19 protein-coding genes are annotated in these 19,309 nt (G+C 59.8%); 10 read left to right on the top strand and 9 right to left on the bottom strand.

The annotated features are described in order from the left end of the window. The first annotated feature begins 32 nt into the window (after positions 1 to 32). The 3 genes from ABH909_RS24430 to ABH909_RS24420 all read left to right on the top strand — a co-directional run bounded on the left by ABH909_RS24430 (position 33) and on the right by ABH909_RS24420 (position 2,644). Positions 33 to 692 carry a glutathione S-transferase family protein gene (locus ABH909_RS24430; RefSeq protein ID WP_429437995.1) on the top strand — a complete coding sequence of 220 codons (660 nt, stop codon included), beginning with the start codon at positions 33 to 35 and terminating at the stop codon, positions 690 to 692. 8 nt (positions 693 to 700) lie between these two features. Beyond that, complete coding sequence (locus tag ABH909_RS24425) at positions 701 to 1,507, top strand: DUF4892 domain-containing protein (RefSeq protein ID WP_429437993.1); 807 nt, start codon at positions 701 to 703, stop codon at positions 1,505 to 1,507. Between the two features lie 81 nt (positions 1,508 to 1,588). Then, positions 1,589 to 2,644, top strand: coding sequence for an AI-2E family transporter (locus tag ABH909_RS24420; protein WP_429437990.1), 1,056 nt, complete (start codon positions 1,589 to 1,591; stop codon positions 2,642 to 2,644). Between the two features lie 26 nt (positions 2,645 to 2,670). On the opposite strand, the gene lapD is transcribed toward ABH909_RS24420, so the two are convergent. The 4 genes from lapD to ABH909_RS24400 form a co-directional block, all read right to left on the bottom strand. Continuing rightward, positions 2,671 to 4,611 carry a cyclic di-GMP receptor LapD gene (lapD, locus tag ABH909_RS24415; protein WP_429437987.1) on the bottom strand — a complete coding sequence of 647 codons (1,941 nt, stop codon included), beginning with the start codon at positions 4,609 to 4,611 and terminating at the stop codon, positions 2,671 to 2,673. Between the two features lie 21 nt (positions 4,612 to 4,632). Further along, a complete protein-coding gene (lapG, locus tag ABH909_RS24410) occupies positions 4,633 to 5,340 on the bottom strand; it encodes a cysteine protease LapG (RefSeq protein WP_429437984.1) in 708 nt (235 codons plus the stop codon). Between the two features lie 251 nt (positions 5,341 to 5,591). Further along, the gene (locus ABH909_RS24405) at positions 5,592 to 5,987 is read right to left on the bottom strand and encodes a YbaN family protein (protein ID WP_429437981.1); all 396 of its coding nucleotides are present in this window, start codon (positions 5,985 to 5,987) and stop codon (positions 5,592 to 5,594) included. Between the two features lie 10 nt (positions 5,988 to 5,997). Continuing rightward, positions 5,998 to 6,585 carry a UPF0149 family protein gene (locus tag ABH909_RS24400; RefSeq protein WP_429437978.1) on the bottom strand — a complete coding sequence of 196 codons (588 nt, stop codon included), beginning with the start codon at positions 6,583 to 6,585 and terminating at the stop codon, positions 5,998 to 6,000. A 391-nt stretch (positions 6,586 to 6,976) separates the two neighbouring features. Here ABH909_RS24400 and recQ point away from each other — a divergent pair, with 391 nt between their 5' ends. The 4 genes from recQ (at position 6,977) to ABH909_RS24380 (ending at position 12,018) form a co-directional block, all read left to right on the top strand. Next, on the top strand, positions 6,977 to 9,103 hold the full coding sequence (recQ, locus tag ABH909_RS24395; protein ID WP_429437975.1) for a DNA helicase RecQ: 2,127 nt from the start codon (positions 6,977 to 6,979) through the stop codon (positions 9,101 to 9,103). A gap of 121 nt (positions 9,104 to 9,224) precedes the next feature. Continuing rightward, positions 9,225 to 9,659, top strand: a complete 435-nt coding sequence (locus tag ABH909_RS24390; protein WP_095634410.1) for a MarR family transcriptional regulator — start codon at positions 9,225 to 9,227, stop codon at positions 9,657 to 9,659. A gap of 128 nt (positions 9,660 to 9,787) precedes the next feature. Then, positions 9,788 to 11,581 carry a FimV/HubP family polar landmark protein gene (locus ABH909_RS24385; protein ID WP_429437972.1) on the top strand — a complete coding sequence of 598 codons (1,794 nt, stop codon included), beginning with the start codon at positions 9,788 to 9,790 and terminating at the stop codon, positions 11,579 to 11,581. A gap of 149 nt (positions 11,582 to 11,730) precedes the next feature. Then, a complete protein-coding gene (locus tag ABH909_RS24380) occupies positions 11,731 to 12,018 on the top strand; it encodes a SelT/SelW/SelH family protein (protein WP_429437970.1) in 288 nt (95 codons plus the stop codon). Here the strand turns inward: ABH909_RS24380 and ABH909_RS24375 are convergent. Both ABH909_RS24375 and ABH909_RS24370 read right to left on the bottom strand, forming a co-directional pair. After that, positions 12,012 to 12,905 carry a DMT family transporter gene (locus tag ABH909_RS24375; RefSeq protein WP_429437967.1) on the bottom strand — a complete coding sequence of 298 codons (894 nt, stop codon included), beginning with the start codon at positions 12,903 to 12,905 and terminating at the stop codon, positions 12,012 to 12,014. The genes ABH909_RS24380 and ABH909_RS24375 overlap by 7 nt on opposite strands. Before the next feature lie 175 nt (positions 12,906 to 13,080). Beyond that, positions 13,081 to 13,839, bottom strand: a complete 759-nt coding sequence (locus ABH909_RS24370; RefSeq protein ID WP_429437964.1) for an AraC family transcriptional regulator — start codon at positions 13,837 to 13,839, stop codon at positions 13,081 to 13,083. Positions 13,840 to 13,975: 136 nt separating this feature from the next. On the opposite strand from ABH909_RS24370, the gene ABH909_RS24365 reads away from it, so the two are divergent. Next, entirely contained in the window at positions 13,976 to 14,791 is an 816-nt protein-coding gene (locus ABH909_RS24365; RefSeq protein ID WP_429437962.1) for a UDP-2,3-diacylglucosamine diphosphatase, read from the top strand. A gap of 152 nt (positions 14,792 to 14,943) precedes the next feature. Here ABH909_RS24365 and ABH909_RS24360 read toward each other — a convergent pair whose 3' ends face one another. Both ABH909_RS24360 and ABH909_RS24355 read right to left on the bottom strand, forming a co-directional pair. Next, positions 14,944 to 15,534 (bottom strand): HD domain-containing protein, encoded by a 591-nt coding sequence (locus ABH909_RS24360; protein ID WP_429437959.1) that lies wholly within the window; start codon positions 15,532 to 15,534, stop codon positions 14,944 to 14,946. 98 nt (positions 15,535 to 15,632) lie between these two features. Further along, positions 15,633 to 15,944 carry an Mpo1-like protein gene (locus tag ABH909_RS24355; protein WP_429437957.1) on the bottom strand — a complete coding sequence of 104 codons (312 nt, stop codon included), beginning with the start codon at positions 15,942 to 15,944 and terminating at the stop codon, positions 15,633 to 15,635. Positions 15,945 to 16,103: 159 nt separating this feature from the next. On the opposite strand from ABH909_RS24355, the gene ABH909_RS24350 reads away from it, so the two are divergent. Continuing rightward, a complete protein-coding gene (locus ABH909_RS24350) occupies positions 16,104 to 17,165 on the top strand; it encodes an AraC family transcriptional regulator (RefSeq protein ID WP_429437954.1) in 1,062 nt (353 codons plus the stop codon). Here ABH909_RS24350 and ABH909_RS24345 read toward each other — a convergent pair. Then, the gene (locus tag ABH909_RS24345; protein WP_429437952.1) at positions 17,122 to 18,576 is read right to left on the bottom strand and encodes a TrkH family potassium uptake protein; all 1,455 of its coding nucleotides are present in this window, start codon (positions 18,574 to 18,576) and stop codon (positions 17,122 to 17,124) included. The two genes, ABH909_RS24350 and ABH909_RS24345, sit on opposite strands and share 44 nt — an antisense overlap. A gap of 122 nt (positions 18,577 to 18,698) precedes the next feature. Between ABH909_RS24345 and ABH909_RS24340 the strand changes: the two genes are divergently transcribed. Next, positions 18,699 to 19,265 (top strand): NAD(P)H nitroreductase, encoded by a 567-nt coding sequence (locus ABH909_RS24340; RefSeq protein WP_429437950.1) that lies wholly within the window; start codon positions 18,699 to 18,701, stop codon positions 19,263 to 19,265. The last annotated feature ends 44 nt before the right edge of the window (positions 19,266 to 19,309 follow it).

Here is a 19,309-nt window from a genome sequence, read left to right as displayed (position 1 = left end):
CGAGGCTGGGCGGGTTGAAATGGGAGACAACCATGATAGATCTGTACACCGCTGCGACCCCGAATGGCCATAAGGTCTCTATCGTGCTCGAGGAACTCGGCCTGCCCTACACGGTGCATGCCTTGAGTTTCGACAAAAAGGAACAGAAGTCCCCGGACTTTCTCAAGATCAATCCCAATGGGCGGATTCCGGCGATTGTCGACCGCGCCAATGGCGATTTCGCCGTGTTCGAGTCCGGTGCAATCCTGATTTACCTCGCCGAGATGACCGGCAAACTGCTGCCCCAGGACCCGAAAGGGCGCTCGGTCGTGCTGCAGTGGCTGATGTTCCAGATGGGCGGAATCGGCCCGATGCAGGGTCAGGCCAATGTGTTTTTTCGCTATTTTCCGGAAAAGCTCCAGGGCGCCATCGACCGCTATCAACATGAAACCCGGCGCTTGTATGAAGTGCTCGACACGCGTTTGCAAACCGTAGAATTCCTGGCGGGCGAATACAGCATTGCCGATATCGCGACTTTTCCGTGGGTCCGTGGCCATGAATGGTCCGGTGTCGCAGTGGATGGCTTGTCAGCCTTGCAGCGCTGGATGGCGACCATGGAGGCGCGCCCTGCGGTACAACGCGGTCTATTGGTGCCCGAACGCATCGATGACGACAGTGTCATCAAGGGCGCCCAGGCCATGCTGATTCGATGAGTCAATCAATGCGTTCTCTCAGTCTGCTGGCGCTGTGTTGTTTCAGTCCTCTGTTATTAGCTGCTGATGTCCCGGGCAGTCAGGACTTGCCGATCGTGCCGCGTATGGCCGATGCGCAGATCGTCGACTATCGCCCGGCTGTCGAGCTTGAGCGGATCTACCCGCTGGGTTCGATCCGCAAGATCAGTGGCCAGCTGCGCTTTGACGGCCAAGTCACCGCCCGGGGTCAAACCACCTCGGTGACCTACGAATTGCCACCGGAGCATTCTTCTACCGACGCCTTCACCACCGCTCGCGAAGCCTTGCAGAAGCAGGGCGCCGAGTTGCTTTTCTGGTGCCAGGCCCGGGATTGTGGCGAAAGCAGTCTGTGGGCCAATGAAGTCTTCGGCAACGCCAAGCTGTATGGCGCCGATAATCAGCAGGCTTATCTACTGCTGCGTCTGGCGGCCCCTCAAGACAACACACTGGTGGCGCTTTACAGCATCACTCGCGGCAATCGCAAAGCCTATCTGCACGTCGAGCAGTTCGACGCTGCTGCACCATTGGGCGATTTGGTGCCCACTTCCGCGACCTTGCTGCGACAGCTAAAAAGCACTGGAAAACTCGATTTCCCCAAACTCGGCGGCGACCCTGACGAAACCTGGCTGCGTCTGATTTCCCGAGGCCTGAATCTGGACACCACGTTGCGCGTCACTGTTTCGGGGCCCAATGCCGAAGCCTGGCGCCAGGCGCTGATCGGCCAGGGCGTGCGGGCGGCACGGATGGAAACCGGCAGCGTCGAAGGCTCTGGCTTGCACTTCGAACTGTTGCGATAAGCTTCATTGGCGAGCGCGTTCTGCGCGTTCGCCTACTCTTTGCTGACTGACTTTTTCGTCTGACTTTTTTCAGGATCATACATGCCCAGTAACGATCGGCTGTTGGTGCAAATTCTGCTCCTGGTGCTGTTTGGCGCAAGCTTCTGGGTGATGGCGCCGTTCTGGTCGGCGCTGTTCTGGGGCGCGGTGCTGGCGTTTGCCAGTTGGCCGCTGATGCGTCTGTTGACCCGTTGGCTTAATGGCCGTGAATCCCTGGCGGCGCTGGTACTGACACTCGGCTGGATGGTGCTGGTGGCAGCGCCGCTGGTATGGCTGGGGTTCAATCTGGCGGATCACGTGCGCGATGCCACGGCGCTCATCAAGGATATACAGGTCGATGGCCTGCCCGAGGCGCCAACCTGGCTGGGCGATATTCCCTTGGTCGGCGCGCGGTTGGTGGGTATCTGGAACAGCATTGATCAGCAAGGCGCGGCGATGATGCTGGCGATCAAGCCATATCTGGGGCAGGTCGGTAACTGGTTACTGGCGCGCAGTGCGCAAATTGGCGGCGGAATTCTCGAGCTGACGCTGAGTATTGTGTTCGTGTTCTTTTTCTACCGCGACGGGCCACGGTTGGCGGTGTTTGTTCATGGATTGCTGGAGCGGCTGATCGGTGACCGTGCCGGCTATTACATCGAACTGGTGGCGGGTACCGTGCAGCGAGTGGTCAATGGGGTGATCGGCACCGCGGCGGCTCAGGCTATTCTGGCGTTGATCGGTTTCCTGATTGCCGGTGTGCCCGGAGCGTTGGTGCTGGGGATCGTGACCTTCCTGCTCAGCCTGATTCCGATGGGGCCACCGTTGGTGTGGATTCCGGCCACGGCGTGGTTGGCCTGGAAGGGCGAGTACGGGATGGCGGTGTTCCTTGGCTGTTGGGGAACGTTCATTATCAGCGGTGTCGACAACGTACTTAAGCCGTACCTGATCAGCCGGGGCGGGAATTTACCGTTGGTGATTGTGCTGCTCGGGGTGTTTGGCGGGTTGATCGCGTTTGGATTTATCGGCTTGTTTATCGGCCCGACGTTGTTGGCCGTGGCTTACAGCCTGCTCACCGATTGGAGCAAGAGCCAGGTTCGGGTTGAGGATCGTCGGCCCTGACCTGTGCGAGCCTGCTCGCGGCTGCCTCACATCGGCTCCGGCGGCCCGATCAATCTTCCCATCACCCCAAACAAACCCAGCTCCCGAATTACCTCCAATTCGTCCTGCGTTTCCACCATCTCGGCAATCAACGGCAAATCAATGCTGTTGGTCGCTCGGAAAATCGCCTCGATGAACAGGCGCTTGTCCGTCTGTTCATCGATGCCCCGAATATAGGCGCCGTCGATATTCAGGTAAGCCAGCCCCAGTTGCGTCAGGTTGCCGATCTGGCTGAAGCTGCCGCCGAAATGCTGCAACCCGATGCGGTAACCGGTGTTGAGCAGGCTGTGGCTCAGGCGTTGCAGTTCTTCTGGGGGCGGCAGTTGGCGTTCGTCGATTTCCAAGGTCAACAACGGCGCGAGTTCCGGTAGTGATTCAAGCAGGTCGAGGATATGTTGCAGCTGCGCCTGATCGCGCAGGGTACTGCCGGACAGACTCAGCGCGAGGGGCCAACGGTTGGCGGCCAGGTATTCGAGGGTTGTTTCGAGCATTACCAGATCGAATCGCGCCGACCAGCCAAGGCGTTCGATCCATGGCAGGAAATGCCCGGCGGCAATCGCCTCGCCCTGCGGATCGAGCAGGCGAGCGAGGACTTTGTGATGCAACACCTGGCTGGTGTCGGCACATTGCACCACCGGTTGGAAATACAACTGCATCTTGCCTTCGGTCAGTGCCTCGTCGATCCAGCTGCGCCAATCGTGTTGGGAATGGTTTGGCGCGGTATCGGCGTGGGCCTGGTATACCCAGGGGCGCTCGGGATGTTGCCGGGCCTGGGTCAGCGCCTGATCGAGGCGTAGCAGCACCTCGCTCGCCGGGTCGCCGGGGTGATAGGCGACCACGCCCAGGTGCGCCACCGGCATGCAGTCGCTGGCGCCGGTAAGACGCAGGTTTTCCAGGGTGGCGCTGATTTCACTGGCCACGCGTGCAGCGTCCTTGCTGTCCAGGCCTGGGGTCAACAAACTGAATTCGCCGCCGCGATTGCGCGCCCCCAGCCAGGTTCGACGCTCTGGCGGTTGCGTCAGGCGCTTGAGCAATTCGCCGACGGCACTGATCAGGGCATCGGTGCGCTGGCCGCCCAAGCGTTGGTTGAGGCCGATCAGGTCATTGATCCGCAGCATCAGCAAATGACCGTCGCGGCTTTGCTCGGAAACCAGTAATTGGTCGGCCAATTGTTCATCCAGCAAGCGCCGGTTCGCCAGGCCCGTCAGGGCGTCCTGATAAGATTCGGCGCGCAGATTTTCACTGCGCGCGGCCTCCTCGGCGAACAGCGCTTTGAGCTTTTCGACCATCTGATTCATGGCCAGCACTACGCGTTTGAGTTCCGGTGTGCGCGGCAGTTTCGGCAAACTGCGGAATTCGCGTTTACTGATGGCTTCTGCCTGTTTGACCATGTTGTCGAGTGGGCGCAGTTGCCGGCGCAACAACCAGCCACCGAACACGGCGCTGAGCAATCCGCAAATCAGTAGCCAGATCAGGCTGCCGAGAGTGCTGTCCCAGAGTTTGGCCAAGGCGAATTGCGGATTGCTCTGCACTTCGACCCGCCCCACCTGCTGCCAGCCACGGGTGATCAGTGCGTCGCCACCTTGCGGGCGCAGATCGACCAGGTTCACAAACCACTGCGGAACGCCTTCCAATTGCGCGGGTGCGCTGCGTTCCACCAGCACTTGTTCATTCTCGATGTCGATGACTCGGATGCTGCTGAAATAACCACTGTCGAAAATCGAGCTGACCATCAATTCGATCATCGCCGGGTCGTCGATCTGTGCGTTCAATGACAGGCCCAGCGCCGTGGCGGCGTCCTGGGCATGGGAGCGCAACTGGCTAAGCACCTGCTCACGGGAGCTTTCCAGGCTGACAAAAAAACTGCCGCTGAACGCCACCAGCAAGAACAGGCAGATGGCCAGGAACAACTGTTTGCGCAGTGACATAAAACGCTCCTTGCTGTGCGGCTAGCCTTCGCCCACGGCGAACCCTTCAATTTGCATTTTTTGCAGCACGTCTTGCCAGCGCGACAGTTTTTTCGAGTCGCTGCGGCGTTTGCCGCCATGGGCCCCTGGCAAGTACAGGCCTTCGGCGTTAAAGGCATACACCGGCAGCAGGTCTTTGCGCTGGGATGCGGGGCGGATCTCGCCGATCAGGTTATCCAGCACCAGCGGATCGGCCGAGGGGCTGCTGTAGAAGGTCAACACCATGTGCGCCTGATTCTGGTTCAGAGCCTTGACGTAGGTGATGCGCAGTTTCTCGCTGGGAATTCCGAGGTGACGCAGGCTGAAATATTTCGCCAGCGCGTAGTCTTCACAGTCACCTGCGGCCTTGATCAAGGATTCCACTGGCGTGGCCCAGTAATCAGTCTGACGCCAGATGCGCATGTCATCCTGAAAATTCAGCTGTTGATTGAAGAAGCGATTGACCGTGTTCAGTTGTTCGCGCTCGGGCTGGTCGAGTTCGCTTTGCAGCATTTGACTCCAGGCCTCGATCCGCCCCCGAGCGGGGCCAAGGGGGCCGTAGCGTGTTTCGGCAGTTTGCAGAATCTGCGCAAAATCCCGGTCGGCCCGGACACTGTCCAACCCGACCAGCAGAAAACTTGTCAGCAGCAGCCATCCGCCGAACCGAAGTCGGAGCGTTGACCATCTTGGACTACGCGGACTGCGGGACATGTCTGGCCGCTCGGGTACAGATGTCTGAAGTCTAGGCGTTGATTTGGGCGGGGTAGGGCAGGTCGTCGGACGAAAGGACGTCAGCAGTTTGCTTACTGTGGCGAGGGAGCTTGCTCCCGCTCGGCTGCGCAGCAGTCGTAAAACTAGCTCATGCGGTGTGTCAGGAAAAATTGGGTCGCAGGGTTTGGGGTCGCTTCGCAACCCAGCGGGAGCAAGCTCCCTCGCCACAGAAGTCCTTCATTGCAGAAGGATCAGGGTTTATGCAGGGTTTTCTGCTTGAGGATATAAACCGTCACCAGCGTCGCACTGGTCAGCATGAACCCCCGCGCCCATGGGAGTGGCACCAGATAACAAGAGAACAGGATGCTCGCCCACATCAGCCCGATCGCATAGAGCTTGCCCTTGAGCGGAATGCCATTGCCATCCAGGTAATCGCGAACCCACGGCCCAAGCCGTGGGTGCTCCACCAGCCACTGATAGAAACGCGGTGAACTGCGGGCAAAACAAGCGGCCGCCAGTAACAGGAACGGTGTGGTGGGCAGCACCGGCAGGAAAATCCCGATCACCCCCAGTGCTACGCTCAGCCAGCCGATGGCCAGCAGCACGTAGCGCAACATCAGGGGGCGGTTGCCTATGGGGTTGTCCATAGGCAAAACCTTAATGGTGACGTGGCTTGAGAATCGCCGGTTTTTCGTCTGGCGCCTGGCATAGCAGGTACAGCGCGGTCAGGGCTTCCGGGATCTGCACGATCATGTCGTCCATCAGGTTGGCATCTTTGGCGATGTCTTCGAACTCAGGCTGTTCGTCGAACAGACCCGAACCGACCATGATCGGCAGCAGCATTTCGCTGACTTCGTCTTCGGCGGTTTCGAACCAGGCCGCTTCGCGCAGGAACACGCCTTCCATGAAGCCGATGCACCAGCCGCGCAGGTCGGAATCGTCCGGGTCGTCGCCCAGGTCGAGCTCGCACGGCAGCTCGAACTCTTCGTCGGACGCCAGTTGGCGGGCGATGTGCGCCTTGAGCAGCACCAGAGTGGATTCGATCGCTTCACGCTCGGTGTCGTCGGCGTAATGCGGCTCTTCGGCGAAGAGCGCGTCGATCCATTCACGCTCGGGAACTTCTTCGGAGCAGATCGACAGCGCGGTGAGATAGCCGTGGGCGGCCACGTAGTCCAGCGCCTCGTCATGCAGCTCGTCGGCGTCGAGGAAGACTTGCAGGCGGGTTAGTTGCTCAGCGAAGGACATTAAAGGGCTACCTTGGGGAATATACGATGCGGGAATTCTAGGCCTTCTTGAGCGCTTGGGCCAGCCGCTCGGCATATTTGCAGCCGGGGCACACCGCGCGCACGATCTTTTTGATCTTCAACCATTTCGGTCTCGCCGAAAATCAAGATCACAAGATCGCAGCCTTCGGCAGCTCCTACAGAGGGGGCGTGTCAGTTTGCGCAATGCGTGTCTTATCAGCGGCGCCCTTTGCCGGACGGGCGTCGGGTATACTCGCGCGTTTTGTGATGCCCTGCTGGCGTCACGGCTGAGATATGCAGCGTCATGCAATGCGCACTTACGATTTGTCAGTGCAGCTTTCGTGGTTCTGAACCAGCCTTGCAGGGATGTTTCGGTGATTTTTGGAGTTTTTATGCTCGAACAGGCTCAACGCGTCCTCAAGGACATCTTCGGCTACGACAGTTTCCGTGGCCGTCAGGGTGCAATCATTGAGCGCGTGGCCAGTGGCGGCGATGCCCTGGTGCTGATGCCTACCGGGGGCGGCAAGTCCTTGTGCTTTCAGGTCCCTGCGCTGCTGCGCGAAGGCCTGGCGGTGGTGGTGTCGCCGCTGATCGCGCTGATGGACGATCAGGTCGCGACTCTCGAAGAGCTGGGCGTCGCCGCGGCGGCGTTGAACTCCACGCTGAGCGCTGAGCAACAGCGTGATCTGGCGGCGCGGATCAAGCGCGGCGAGGTGAAAATGCTCTATCTGGCGCCCGAGCGCCTGGTTCAGCCGCGCATGCTGGCCTTCCTGCAAAGCCTCGAAATCGCCCTGTTCGCCATCGACGAAGCGCATTGCGTGTCCCAATGGGGCCACGATTTCCGTCGGGAATACCTGCAACTGGGGCAATTGGCGGAATTGTTCCCGAATGTTCCGCGCATTGCCCTGACCGCTACCGCCGACAAGCGTACCCGCGAAGAAATCGTCGATCGCCTGCATTTGCAGGATGCCGAGCGCTTTCTATCGAGTTTCGACCGGCCCAATATTTTCTATCGCATCGTGCCCAAGGAACAGCCGCGCAAGCAGTTGCTGGCATTCCTCGCCGAGCGGCGCAGCGATGCCGGTATTGTTTACTGCCTGTCCCGTAAAAAGGTCGACGAAGTGGCGGTGTTTCTCAGTGAGCAAGGATTCCCGGCGCTGCCCTACCACGCTGGCCTGCCCAACGACACGCGGGCCCACCACCAAAAGCGCTTTCTCAATGAGGAAGGCCTGATCATGGTCGCCACCGTGGCGTTCGGCATGGGCATCGACAAGCCCAACGTGCGTTTTGTCGCGCACCTGGATTTGCCAAAGTCCCTTGAGGCTTATTACCAGGAAACCGGTCGCGGCGGTCGTGATGGCCTGCCGGCGGATGCCTGGATGGCGTACGGCCTGCAAGACGTGGTGATGCTCAAGCAGATGCTGCAAAACTCCGAAGGCGACGAGCGCCACAAGCGTCTGGAGCAGCACAAGCTCGACGCCATGCTCTCGCTTTGTGAAGAAACCCGCTGCCGCCGCCAGACCCTGCTCGCGTACTTCGACGAAGACATGCCCGAGCCCTGCGGCCACTGCGACAACTGCGTCGACGGCGTGCAAACCTGGGACGCCACCGAGCCGGCCCGTCAGGCGCTGTCGGCGATCTACCGTACCGGTCAGCGTTATGGCGTCGGTCATCTGGTTGACGTACTGCTGGGCAAGGACAACGAAAAGGTTCGCAGCTTTGGCCATCAGCATTTGTCGGTATACGGCGTAGGCAAAGCGATGGGCGAGAGCGAATGGCGCTCCTTGTTCCGACAACTTGTTGCCCGTGGTCTGGCGGACATCGACCTCGAAGGCTACGGCGGCCTGCGCCTGAGCGATACCTGCCGGCCATTGCTCAAGGGCGAAGTGACCCTGGAACTGCGCCGCGACCTCAAGCCGCAAACCACCGCCAAAAGCAGCAAGAGCCAGGCCAGCCAACTGGTTCGAGGTGAAGAACGCGAACAGTGGGAAGCCTTGCGTGCACTGCGCCGCAAACTGGCCGAAGAGCATGGCGTGCCGCCGTACGTCATCTTCCCCGACTCGACGCTGCTGGAAATGCTCCGCAGCCAGCCAACTTCGCTGGCGCAAATGGCCACGGTCAGCGGTGTCGGCGCGCGCAAACTGGAACGTTACGGCGAAGCCTTCCTCGAAGTGCTCGGCGGTCAGGTCGAGGCACCGAAAGTGGTGGCCGATGTGCGCCACGAGCTGATCACGCTGGCTCGGGCCGGCATGACACCGCTGCAGATCGCCGGTCAGCTGCAATGCTCGGAAAAGAACGTTTACACAATGCTTGCCGAGGCCATAGGCAAGCAGCAGCTGTCACTGGAGCAGGCGCTGGACCTGCCTGAAGAGTTGATGGGCGAAGTTCAGGACGCTTTCCTCGACGGCGAGGGCGAGTTACCACCGGTGTCAGAGATTGCCGCGCTGTTCGCGGGCAGGGTTCCGGAAGGCGTTTTGTATTGCGTTCGTGCCGCCTTGCAGTCGGAATTCGAAGTCTGAATGACCTGCGGCACAGATGTAACGATTCAGTACAGGAGCAAGCCTTGCCTATAGCCAAGGGTCATGCTTAGCTGACTAATAATTAGTTTTTCTCTATTTTCAGTCTAACCATGAGTGTTTTATGCCGTTAACCGATCAACACCGCTTTGGCATGCAATTGGCCCAGATGTCTCGGGGCTGGCGTGCCGAACTGGACCGCCGATTGGCTGGCCTGGGTCTGTCCCAGGCACGCTGGCTGGTGCTGCTGCATTTGGCACGTTTCGAGACTGCCCCCACCCAACGCGAACTGGCGCAAAGCGTCGGCGTTGAGGGGCCTACACTGGCCCGACTGCTCGACAGCCTGGAAAGCCAGGGCCTGGTGCAACGCCAATCCGTGCTGGAAGATCGTCGGGCAAAAAAAATCGTCCTCTGCGCCCCGGCCCGGCCCTTGATCGAACAAATTGAAACCATTGCCACTCAATTGCGCCACGAACTGTTCGCAGGCGTCGATGAGGCGGATTTGAAAGTCTGCATGCGGGTCCACGGGCACATCCTGGGTAACCTGGAAAAATCTTGAGGCATAACCACGCGCCGGACTTTTGAGATACCCCGTTGGGCAGACTATAAAGAACTACTAGTCGATATCGTGTTCGTACCGGATGTGCGAATACGTACAGGTTGGTTCAGGTTATCTAAGGGATGCTCATGCTCGAGAGTTGGCACGTTGTATTGCGGTGTTGCAGGCTGCTGCTGGTCGGTGGTGCTGTCACTTACTCGGCATTGGCCCCTGCGCTCGGGTTGGGTGAGATCACCCAGCATTCGGCGTTGAATCAGCCGTTCAATGCCGACATTGCTTTGGTGGACGCTGGCGGCCTGGCGGAGGGCGAGCTATCGGTCAGCCTGGCGACGGCGGACGAGTTCAGCCGCGCTGGCGTCGAGCGGGTGTTTTTCCTCAACGACCTGAAGTTCACACCGATCCTGCGGGGCAATCGCAGCCTGATCCGGGTAACCTCCAGCAAACCGGTCAATGAACCTTTCCTGAATTTTCTGGTGCAGGTCAATCAGCCCAATGGGCGGTTGCTGCGCGAATACACCGTGCTGATCGATCCGCCGGGGTCACCGGGCATTGTTCCCGTCAACGACGACCCTGCGCCGCGCCCTCAGTCCTCCGCGTTTCCTTCCGTCGAACCGGCTGTAGCCCCTCCACCTGCTGCGAAGGCGGCGACGCCCAAGCCTGATGTCGATAAACCAGCCGCCGTGCCTGGGAATGATGCTGTTGCCGAACAATTGGCCGCCAGCGTTTTGCAGAACCAGCAACTGCAAAAAAACATCGATGAACTCAATGCCAGGCTTCAGGCTCAGGACGAGCAGATCGCCGGGCAGAAAAAGCAGGTGATCGAGCTGCAAACCCAATTGGCGGAAGTCAAACAGGCGCCGGTAGAGCCGGTTGTGCCGCAGGTGACGGTACCGGTGCCCGTTGTAGGAGAGGAATCTGAACCGACCCCGTGGCTGCTGATTATCGGGTTGCTGGCACTGGTGGCGTTGCTATCGCTCGCCGTCTTCATTCGTCGTCAACGACAGCAGGCTCAGGTCCAGGCCGAGCCGTTACCTGTGCAGCCGTTGCGTCATGAGCCGGAGCCCCACCACACGGAAGAGCCGATCAGGCCAGCGTCCCGGCTGCAACCGCTAGCCGGATCGACCGAAGAGCCTCCGGCAGGCGACGTGCTGGAAGGGGTGGGTATTTATCTGGCGTATGGCCGTTTGTCCGAGGCGGCCGGTTTGTTGCGAGACGCGTTGGTCAGGGAACCCCAGCGCACCGATCTGGCCGTGCAACTGTTGGAAGTCCTCGGTAAACAAGGCGACGTTCAAGCTTATGATGCGCAGGAAAGCAGCCTGCGAGAGGCCGGGTTCGATGCACAACAACTTCAGGACATCCGCGCCCGCCATCCGAAACTGATCAGCGCCGCACCGGTGATCGCCGCCGTGACAGTGGTTCCTCCCACGCCAATCCCTGAAGCGGCACCGAGCGATGAGTTCCAGTTGAACCTCGATGACCTGTCGATGGATTCGAACTGGGACCTGATCAGCCCCTTCGAGAACTCCAGCGCCAAGCTGTCGAATGAGCCAGCGCAAGCAGACGAGCCCGGGTTCACCTCGAACCTGCACGTGCTACCCGATGTTTTCGAAATGCCCGAGGAGCCGACGCTGGACGAGCCCGAGCTTGAATGGATCGCCGAACCAGACGCTCAATCGCTGGACGAGACCTTTCTCAACGAGTTCAGCGACCCCGGTCAGCCGCTGGAGCTTGAGCCGCTGAGTGCTGAATTGATGGATCTGGAACCGGCCGTGCCGAGCAACGCGGGCAAACTCGAACAGGCCCAGACCTGCATCGACGACGGCGATCTGGACAGCGCCATCGAACTGCTTAACGAGCTGCTCAAGGAAGGAGACGAACCGCTCAAGGAAACGGCCCGGACGCTGTTGGCCGGTATTCGCTGAAGATCAAAAGATCGCAGCCTCGTTGCACTCGACAGCTCCTACAGATGGACACATATCCCTGTAGGAGCTGTCGAGTGCAACGAGGCTGCGATCTTTTCGGTTATGCGGTTTATCATGGCGACGCCCCAGGCCCAGGAGTTTTATCAATCATGACCGCACACAAACCGGAAATCGTCATCACCTATTGCACGCAATGCCAATGGCTGTTACGCGCTGCCTGGCTGGCCCAGGAACTGCTAAGTACCTTCGGCGACGACCTGGGCAAAGTGTCTCTGGTGCCCGGCACCGGCGGGGTTTTTCACATTTTCTGTGACGATGTACAGCTCTGGGAGCGCAAGGCCGACGGTGGTTTTCCCGAGGCCAAGGTGCTCAAGCAGCGGGTCCGCGATCAGATCGATCCGTACCGCGACCTGGGCCACAACGACCGCACTCAGTGAGACGGGGCTTGCGCCGCCACCGCGCTCTTGCTTGAACTGCCGGACAATCGGCTGGAAACCACGATGGCAACGATGATCAGCGCGCCGCCGATCAGCATGCGCAGGGTCGGGTTTTCATCGAACAACAACCAGGCCAGGGTGATGCCGTAAACCGGCTCCAAGGCGAACACCACTGACGCGGTCCGGGCTTTGATCACCGCCAGGCTGGCGACGAACAAGCTGTGGGCAACGCCGGTACAGAACACCCCGAGCAGGCCGATCCACAGCCAGTCGATGGCTCGCACTTCGCTCAACTGGGGCGCCGCCACCGGCAGCAGGCAGATCGCAACCACCACGTTCTGACACAGAGCCGCCTGCACCGGCGCAATGCGTCCCGAACTGGCGCGGTTGGTCAGGGACAGCAGGGCGAACAACAAGCCGGAAGCCACCGCCCACAACAGGCCGGTGGTGGCGCCGCTGGCCAGATCGAAATCCGGCGTGACCAGCACCAATCCGATGCTGACCAGTACCACCAAGAGGATTTCATTGGCGCGGATGCGCTCGCGGAAAATCAGCCCTTCGAGGATCACGGTAAACGCCGGGAAGCTGGCAAACCCCAGGGTCGCGATTGCCACCCCGGCGACCTTCACCGAGATGAAAAAACTCACCCAGTGCCCGGTCAGCAGCAAGCCACTGAGCAGCAGGCGCCGCAGGTCCACGGCGTCGAGTTTCTGCCAACGGGTACCGCTGGCGAACCGTGCAAAAAACGCCAGGGCGAGGACAGCAAACGCGGCACGGCCGAACACGATGATGGCCGGCGAAGCGGCGGCGAGTTTGCCGAATACGCCGGTCAGGCCAAACATCAGTGCACCGATATGCAGAGCGCCTAGGGCGGTACGGGGAGTCATTGCAATCCTTGATAAACGAATCGAATCCGGCCGACAACCATCGGCCCCTGTAGGAGCTGCCGAAGGCTGCGATCTTTTGATCTTGATCTCCAAAAACAAGATCAAAAGATCGCAGGCTTCGGCAGCTCCTACATTAAATCGTGCCGGGCCGGTTATGTCTGTCGCCAGACTCGCGTCATTTGTCGCCAGCCTCGCGGCGTAATTGACCGGGCGACGCTCCGAACTCGCGCAGCACTGCTGCGGCGAATGCACTCTGCGAGCTGTAACCGACCCGACAGGCAATCTCGCCAATGGGCAGCGCCGAATCGCGCAACAGGTGCACGGCAATGTGCAGCCGACGACTGCGGATGTAGTCCATCGGCGTTTGTCCGCATTCCGCCACGAACCGCGCATGCAAGCGGGCGCTGGACAGGCCGGCAATGCGCGCCAGATCGGCGACTTGCAGTGGATAGGCCGCGTATTGATCGATGTGCGCATTCAACGCCGAATAGGGCAGGCGCCGACCGCCCACACTGTCGGGTTTGGCATTGTTCAGGCTGGCCAGCAACAACACCGCGCCTTGCTGCGCAATCAGCGGATCACTGATCTGACTGCCCGCCAGCCAACTCACCAGCTGGCTTTGCCCGGCGTCCAGCGACAGGCGCCCGGCACTGCCGAGCAAGCGGCGGCTGGCTTCGGCGTGATCGCCAAGGGACTGCGAAACCCACTGCTCGCTCGGCACATCCAGCACCAGGCAACGACTGCCACGGGCGCTGTCGCAGGCATGATGCGCGCCCGACGGCACCACCACGAAACTCTGCTGCACCACCTGACTACCATGCCCTTCGACCTCGAAGTCCAGCGCGCCCGACAGCCCGAACACCAGTTGCGCGTGGTCGTGGCTGTGGACGATCAGGTCATGGGTGTACTGGCGTAGCGTGAGGATCGGTCTCATCGCAGGTCTCCTGTGCTGGTCGCCAGTCTACACCGGGTGCGTTCCGACTCGCGCTGTCACAGGACTGACTTGCGATTGTCATGGGCAATTCACCCGACCGGCGCAAGCTTGCCAAAACTTGTCCTGAGGGTTGCCCATGACCAGCGCCGAGCTCGCCAAACCCAGCCGTAAGCAACGTGTGCGGACCTTGTGGATTTCCGATGTGCATTTGGGCACCCGGGACTGCCAGGCCGAACACCTGTCGCAATTTCTCAAGGGCTACCATGCGGACAAGGTCTATCTGGTCGGCGACATCATCGATGGCTGGAAACTGCGCAGCGGCATGTATTGGCCCCAGGCGCACACCAATGTGATTCGTCGCCTGCTGACCATGAGCAAGCGCGGCACGGAAGTGATCTACGTCACCGGCAACCATGACGAATTCCTGCGCCGTTATTCGAAGCTGATTTTGGGCAACATCCAGTTAGTGGACGAAGCCGTGCACGTGACCGCCGATGGTCGTCATCTGTTGGTGATTCACGGCGACCAGTTCGACGTGATCACCCGCTACCACCGCTGGCTGGCGTTCCTCGGCGATTCGGCCTACGAATTCACCCTGACACTCAACCGCTGGCTCAATCATTGGCGTGCCCGTTATGGCTATGGCTACTGGTCGCTGTCGGCGTACCTCAAGCACAAGGTCAAGACCGCCGTCAGCTTCATCAGCGATTTTGAAGAAGCCATCGCCCACGAATGCGTTAAACGCGAGTTGCACGGCGTGGTGTGCGGACACATTCACCATGCCGAGATTCGCAAGGTTGGCGGGGTGGATTACCTCAATTGCGGGGATTGGGTGGAGTCATGCACGGCACTGATCGAGCATTGGGATGGCTCGATCGAGCTATATCGATTGGCCGATGCCCAAGCGCGGGAGGCCGAGTTGAAGGCAATTAAAGTCACAGAGCCGGCGTAACTTGCGAGAAATAGAGTGCCTGGACGGGCCTCTTCGCGAGCAAGCCCACACACATTGGATCTGCCGTGGTCCACAAATGTTGTGCTCACAGAAAATCCAATGTGGGAGCGGGCTTGCTCGCGAATGGACCGCGTAGCGGTCCCCGACATTCTTCAGGCCGGCGCGTGTTCTTCCATCGCTGCCTTGTAAATTGAATTCTTCGGCTGCGCAAATAGCCGCTCGAGCATCGGTTCGAAGAAACTCAGCGGCAGTGTGTCGTACGCTGGATCAAACGCCGCCGCATCATATCGGGCACAAAACTCGATGGTCGCCTGATACTGCGGATGACCACTGAATTGCTCGCGCAAATGCCGATCCATGCCCAAGTGATGGAAGAAGTAATAACCCTGGAAAATCCCGTGCTTCTCCACCATCCACAGGTTCTCGGCGCTGACGAACGGCTTGAGGATCGCCGCGGCGATGTCCGGATGATTGTAGGAACCCAGCGTGTCGCCGATGTCATGGAGCAGGGCGCAGACCACATATTCTTCGTCGCGACCATCGCGCCAGGCACGGCTGGCGGTTTGCAGGGAGTGGGTCAGACGATCCACCGGGAAACCGCCGAAATCCCCCTCCAGTAACTTCAGGTGCGCCACGATCCGTTTGGGCAATTGCCGGGCATAGGCGCTGAAATCTGCGGCGATGATCGCCCAGTCTTCCTGCGTGCCGTCCTGCATATGGGTAAAACGGGCGTGGGCATTCATCGGCTATCCTCTTGTTCGGATCGAAGGGATGTGTTGAGTGTAGGGCTTGGATCCAACGCTGCATTGGCTACACAAGACGCTTTTGTAACTCAGGGAGCCTAGAACGGCACGCGACCCAGAATCATGTCGCGGTACATGACGAAATCGCCGAGCAGGCTGTAAAGAGGATGCTGGAAGGTGGCTGGGCGATTCTTCTCGAAGAAGAAATGCCCGACCCAGGCGAAGCTATAACCGGCCAGCGGCAGGGCCAGCAACATCCACCATGCGCCGTTGCCGATGGTCAGAGCCAGAATGAAAATAACCACAGAGGTGCCGACAAAGTGCAATCGTCGACAGGTGCTGTTGCGATGTTCGCTGAGGTAATACGGGTAAAACTCAGCGAAGCTATTGAAACGCTTGATGTTTTCCACGACTGCAATCTCTGTGGTAGCTGCGCACGCGACAAGTTGTTCTGCGGATAGCTTATTTAAGTCTAGAGTGATCATTGGTATCAGCCAGTGACAATAGGCGCCACTTTAGTATCCTTGGGTATTGGGTCGTGGCATGCGGCCATCACGTAGTAAACCGCCATGAGCGAACGAACGACTTCTGCAAGCTGGGCGATGGGGATTGTCAAAGCACTGGAAATGGACGGCCTGGATTGCCGGGTTCTGTTCAAGCAGTTAGGGCTCGACTATGCGGCACTGGATGACCCGGATGCGCGCTTCCCGCAAGATTCCATGACGCGGCTTTGGCAGCGCGCGGTCGAGCTGTCCGGCAACCCGGCGATCGGCCTGAACATGGGCAAGGTGGTGCGACCGGCGTCCTTCCATGTCGCCGGTTATGCCTTGATGTCCAGCCAGACCCTGGCCGAAGGCTTTCAACGTCTGGTGCGTTATCAGCGCATCATCGCCGAAAGTGCCGACTTGAGTTTCCGATTGCTGGATGAGGGTTATGCGCTGATTCTGACAGTGCATGGCGACCACTTGCCGCCGACCCGACAGAGTGCCGAAGCATCAATGGCCTGCGCCCTGGCACTTTGCGGCTGGCTGACCGGCCGTACACTCCAGCCGCGCAAAGTCTTGCTGCAAGGCGATAACCCCGTTGATCTTGAACCCTATAAACAAGCTTTCCACGCCCCGTTGATGTTCAACGCGCCCTATGACGCCTTGATTTTCGAGCGCGCTGACATGGAGGCACCGCTGCCCACTGCCAACGAGGCCATGGCGCGGCTGCACGACCGGTTTGCCGGCGAGTACCTGGCGCGGTTTTCCGAGAGCCGCGTGACCCACAAGGCGCGGCAAGTGTTATGCCGTCTTTTGCCCCAGGGCGAACCCAAGCGTGATGCAGTGGCCCAGACGCTGCACTTGTCGCAACGCACCTTGCAGCGTCGCCTGCAGGAAGAAGGCACGAGTTTTCAGACGTTGCTGGATGACACCCGACGTGAACTGGCCGAGCAATACCTGGCGCAACCGAACATGACCCTGCTGGAAATTGCTTACCTGCTGGGATTTGCCGATCCGAGCAACTTCTTCCGCGCCTTCCGACGCTGGTTCGATTCCACGCCCGGCGAATACCGGACGCGGCTGATGGAAGCGCCCATGCCGATCAGTGACGCCAGAACGCCGGGATACACAGGACAAACACCGTAATGATCTCCAGCCGGCCCAGCAGCATGCCAAACGAGAGAATCCACTTCGCGGCATCTGGCAGGCTGGCGAAGTTACCCGCCGGGCCAATCGTTTCGCCAAGCCCCGGGCCTACGCCAGACACCGTGGCGGCCGCGCCGGTCAATGCGGTCATCCAGTCCACGCCCAGTAGCGACAGCAGCAGTGCGATGACACAAATGGTGATGGCGAAGAAGAACGAAAAGGTCAGGATCGAGCGCACGATCTCTTCGTCGAGACGGTGGCCGTTGTATTTCTGCTTGATCACCGCGCGCGGGTGAATCAACTGGTTAAGGTTGGCCTTGAGCAGAATGTAGGCAACCTGGAAGCGGAAAATCTTGATCCCGCCAGCGGTCGAACCCGAGCAGCCGCCAACAAACCCCAGATAAAAGAACAGCATCAGTGAGAAATTGCCCCAGAGGCTGTAGTCCCCCAATGCGAAACCGGTGGTGGTCACTACCGACGTCACGTTCAGCGCCACATGCCGTAAGGCTTCCAGCCAATGCAGCTGGGTGGTCCACCAGTACCAGGTGCCGAGTACCAACCAGGTCACCAGCAACATACCGAGCAGGCCTTGAACCTGTTCATCCTTGATCAGTGCCCGACGGTTACCACGTAACGTGGAGACATAAAGGGTGAACGGCAGGGCACCGAGAATCATGATGACGACGGCGACCCAATGCACCGCAGGCTCCGGCCACTTGGCCAAAGACTTGTCGGAGGTGGAGAAGCCGCCGGTGGAAATCGCTGACATCGCATGGTTGATGGCATCGAACAGGTTCATCCCGGCCCACCAGAAGGCCAGGCTGCCGAAAATGGTGATGCCTACGTAGGCCGCAACGATCAAACGCGCCACCATGTGTGAACGGGGCATGACCTTTTCGGAACGGTCCGACGACTCGGTCTGAAACAGCCGCATGCCACCGATGCGCAGCAGGGGCAGAATCGCTACCGCCATGCCGATAAAGCCGATGCCACCGATCCAGTGCAGCAATGAGCGCCACATCAGGATGCCGGGGGACATGGTGTCCAGGCCGTTGAGCACTGTCGCTCCGGTGGCGGTGATGCCGGACATGCTTTCGAAGAACGAGTCGGTGTAGCTGATGTTCTGGGTCAACAGGAATGGCAGGGCGGCGAAGATGCACACCACCAGCCAGCTACTGACGGTCAGCAGGTACATGTCTCGCGGACGCAGATGGATGTGCTCGGGGCGCCCGGGTATCACTAAGGCCAGGCCGGCGACAAAGGTGATCATGCTCGCCCAGAGGAACGACGGCAGATCGCTGGTGCGCTCGAAGATCACCAGCGTGGCCATGGGCACGACCATGGCGATGGCCAGCGTGATCAGGAAGATGCCGATGATGAAACCAATGATCCGTAAGGTCGGCAACGCCATGAAGTCCGCTCGGGCTGATAGTAGGAAGGGCGCCATTCTACCTGCGGGGCAGGGCATGTAAACCGACGCCGTCGCGACAGTTGACGCTAGAATAGCCAAACATTTTCTACAGGAGGTGGCCGATGCAGGCTCTCGACGCTTTGCTCAACCGTGTTTCCGTCCCACGACTGCTCGATCCGGCACCCACTGCCGAGCAGCGCGAAGTGCTGTTTGCCGCCGCGATGCGCGCGCCAGACCATGGCCACTTGCAGCCTTGGCGCTTCCTGACAGTCGAAGGCGCGGCGCGCGAGCAGATGGGCGAGTTGCTGGCCGAGGCGGCGAAACTGCAAAACAGTGATGTGTCCGAAGCCTTGCTGGACAAGGCGCGCAATGGCCCGCTGCGTGCGCCGCTGGTGGTTGTGGTGATTGCGCGATTGCAGGAACACGCCAAAGTGCCGAAGTCCGAGCAATTACTGGCAGCTGGCTGTGCCGCTCACGGGATTTTGCTGGCCGCTTATGCGCAAGGCATTGGCGCGGTGTGGCGCACCGGTGAGCTGGCTTATTCGGCGCATGTGGCCAAAGGTTTGGGATTGGCGGAAGGGGAACAGGTGATTGCGTTTCTTTACCTGGGCACGCCGCAGAAAGAGCCACGGGTGGCGGAGAAGGTCGATCTGGCCGAGTTTGTCAGCGCTTGGTCCGGTAAGGTCTGAAGATCAAAAGATCGCAGCCTCGTTTCACTCGACAGCTCCTACAG

The sequence above is a fragment of the Pseudomonas sp. BS3782 TE3695 genome (assembly GCF_050435305.1).
Lineage (GTDB): Bacteria > Pseudomonadota > Gammaproteobacteria > Pseudomonadales > Pseudomonadaceae > Aquipseudomonas.
Note: the sequence above shows the minus strand (reverse complement) of the source record. Positions and strands in the feature narration are given on the sequence as shown.

Coding starts and splice junctions, on each gene's coding strand:
- ABH909_RS24350 (WP_429437954.1), top strand. CDS start 16,104: ATGAGCGAACGAACGACTTCTGCAAGCTGGGCGATGGGGATTGTCAAA.
- ABH909_RS24370 (WP_429437964.1), bottom strand. CDS start 13,839: ATGAGACCGATCCTCACGCTACGCCAGTACACCCATGACCTGATCGTC.
- ABH909_RS24400 (WP_429437978.1), bottom strand. CDS start 6,585: ATGTCCTTCGCTGAGCAACTAACCCGCCTGCAAGTCTTCCTCGACGCC.
- ABH909_RS24385 (WP_429437972.1), top strand. CDS start 9,788: ATGCTCGAGAGTTGGCACGTTGTATTGCGGTGTTGCAGGCTGCTGCTG.
- ABH909_RS24365 (WP_429437962.1), top strand. CDS start 13,976: ATGACCAGCGCCGAGCTCGCCAAACCCAGCCGTAAGCAACGTGTGCGG.
- ABH909_RS24380 (WP_429437970.1), top strand. CDS start 11,731: ATGACCGCACACAAACCGGAAATCGTCATCACCTATTGCACGCAATGC.
- ABH909_RS24360 (WP_429437959.1), bottom strand. CDS start 15,534: ATGAATGCCCACGCCCGTTTTACCCATATGCAGGACGGCACGCAGGAA.
- lapD (WP_429437987.1), bottom strand. CDS start 4,611: ATGTCACTGCGCAAACAGTTGTTCCTGGCCATCTGCCTGTTCTTGCTG.
- ABH909_RS24430 (WP_429437995.1), top strand. CDS start 33: ATGATAGATCTGTACACCGCTGCGACCCCGAATGGCCATAAGGTCTCT.
- ABH909_RS24340 (WP_429437950.1), top strand. CDS start 18,699: ATGCAGGCTCTCGACGCTTTGCTCAACCGTGTTTCCGTCCCACGACTG.
- ABH909_RS24420 (WP_429437990.1), top strand. CDS start 1,589: ATGCCCAGTAACGATCGGCTGTTGGTGCAAATTCTGCTCCTGGTGCTG.
- recQ (WP_429437975.1), top strand. CDS start 6,977: ATGCTCGAACAGGCTCAACGCGTCCTCAAGGACATCTTCGGCTACGAC.
- ABH909_RS24425 (WP_429437993.1), top strand. CDS start 701: ATGCGTTCTCTCAGTCTGCTGGCGCTGTGTTGTTTCAGTCCTCTGTTA.
- ABH909_RS24345 (WP_429437952.1), bottom strand. CDS start 18,576: ATGGCGTTGCCGACCTTACGGATCATTGGTTTCATCATCGGCATCTTC.
- ABH909_RS24390 (WP_095634410.1), top strand. CDS start 9,225: ATGCCGTTAACCGATCAACACCGCTTTGGCATGCAATTGGCCCAGATG.
- lapG (WP_429437984.1), bottom strand. CDS start 5,340: ATGTCCCGCAGTCCGCGTAGTCCAAGATGGTCAACGCTCCGACTTCGG.
- ABH909_RS24375 (WP_429437967.1), bottom strand. CDS start 12,905: ATGACTCCCCGTACCGCCCTAGGCGCTCTGCATATCGGTGCACTGATG.
- ABH909_RS24405 (WP_429437981.1), bottom strand. CDS start 5,987: ATGGACAACCCCATAGGCAACCGCCCCCTGATGTTGCGCTACGTGCTG.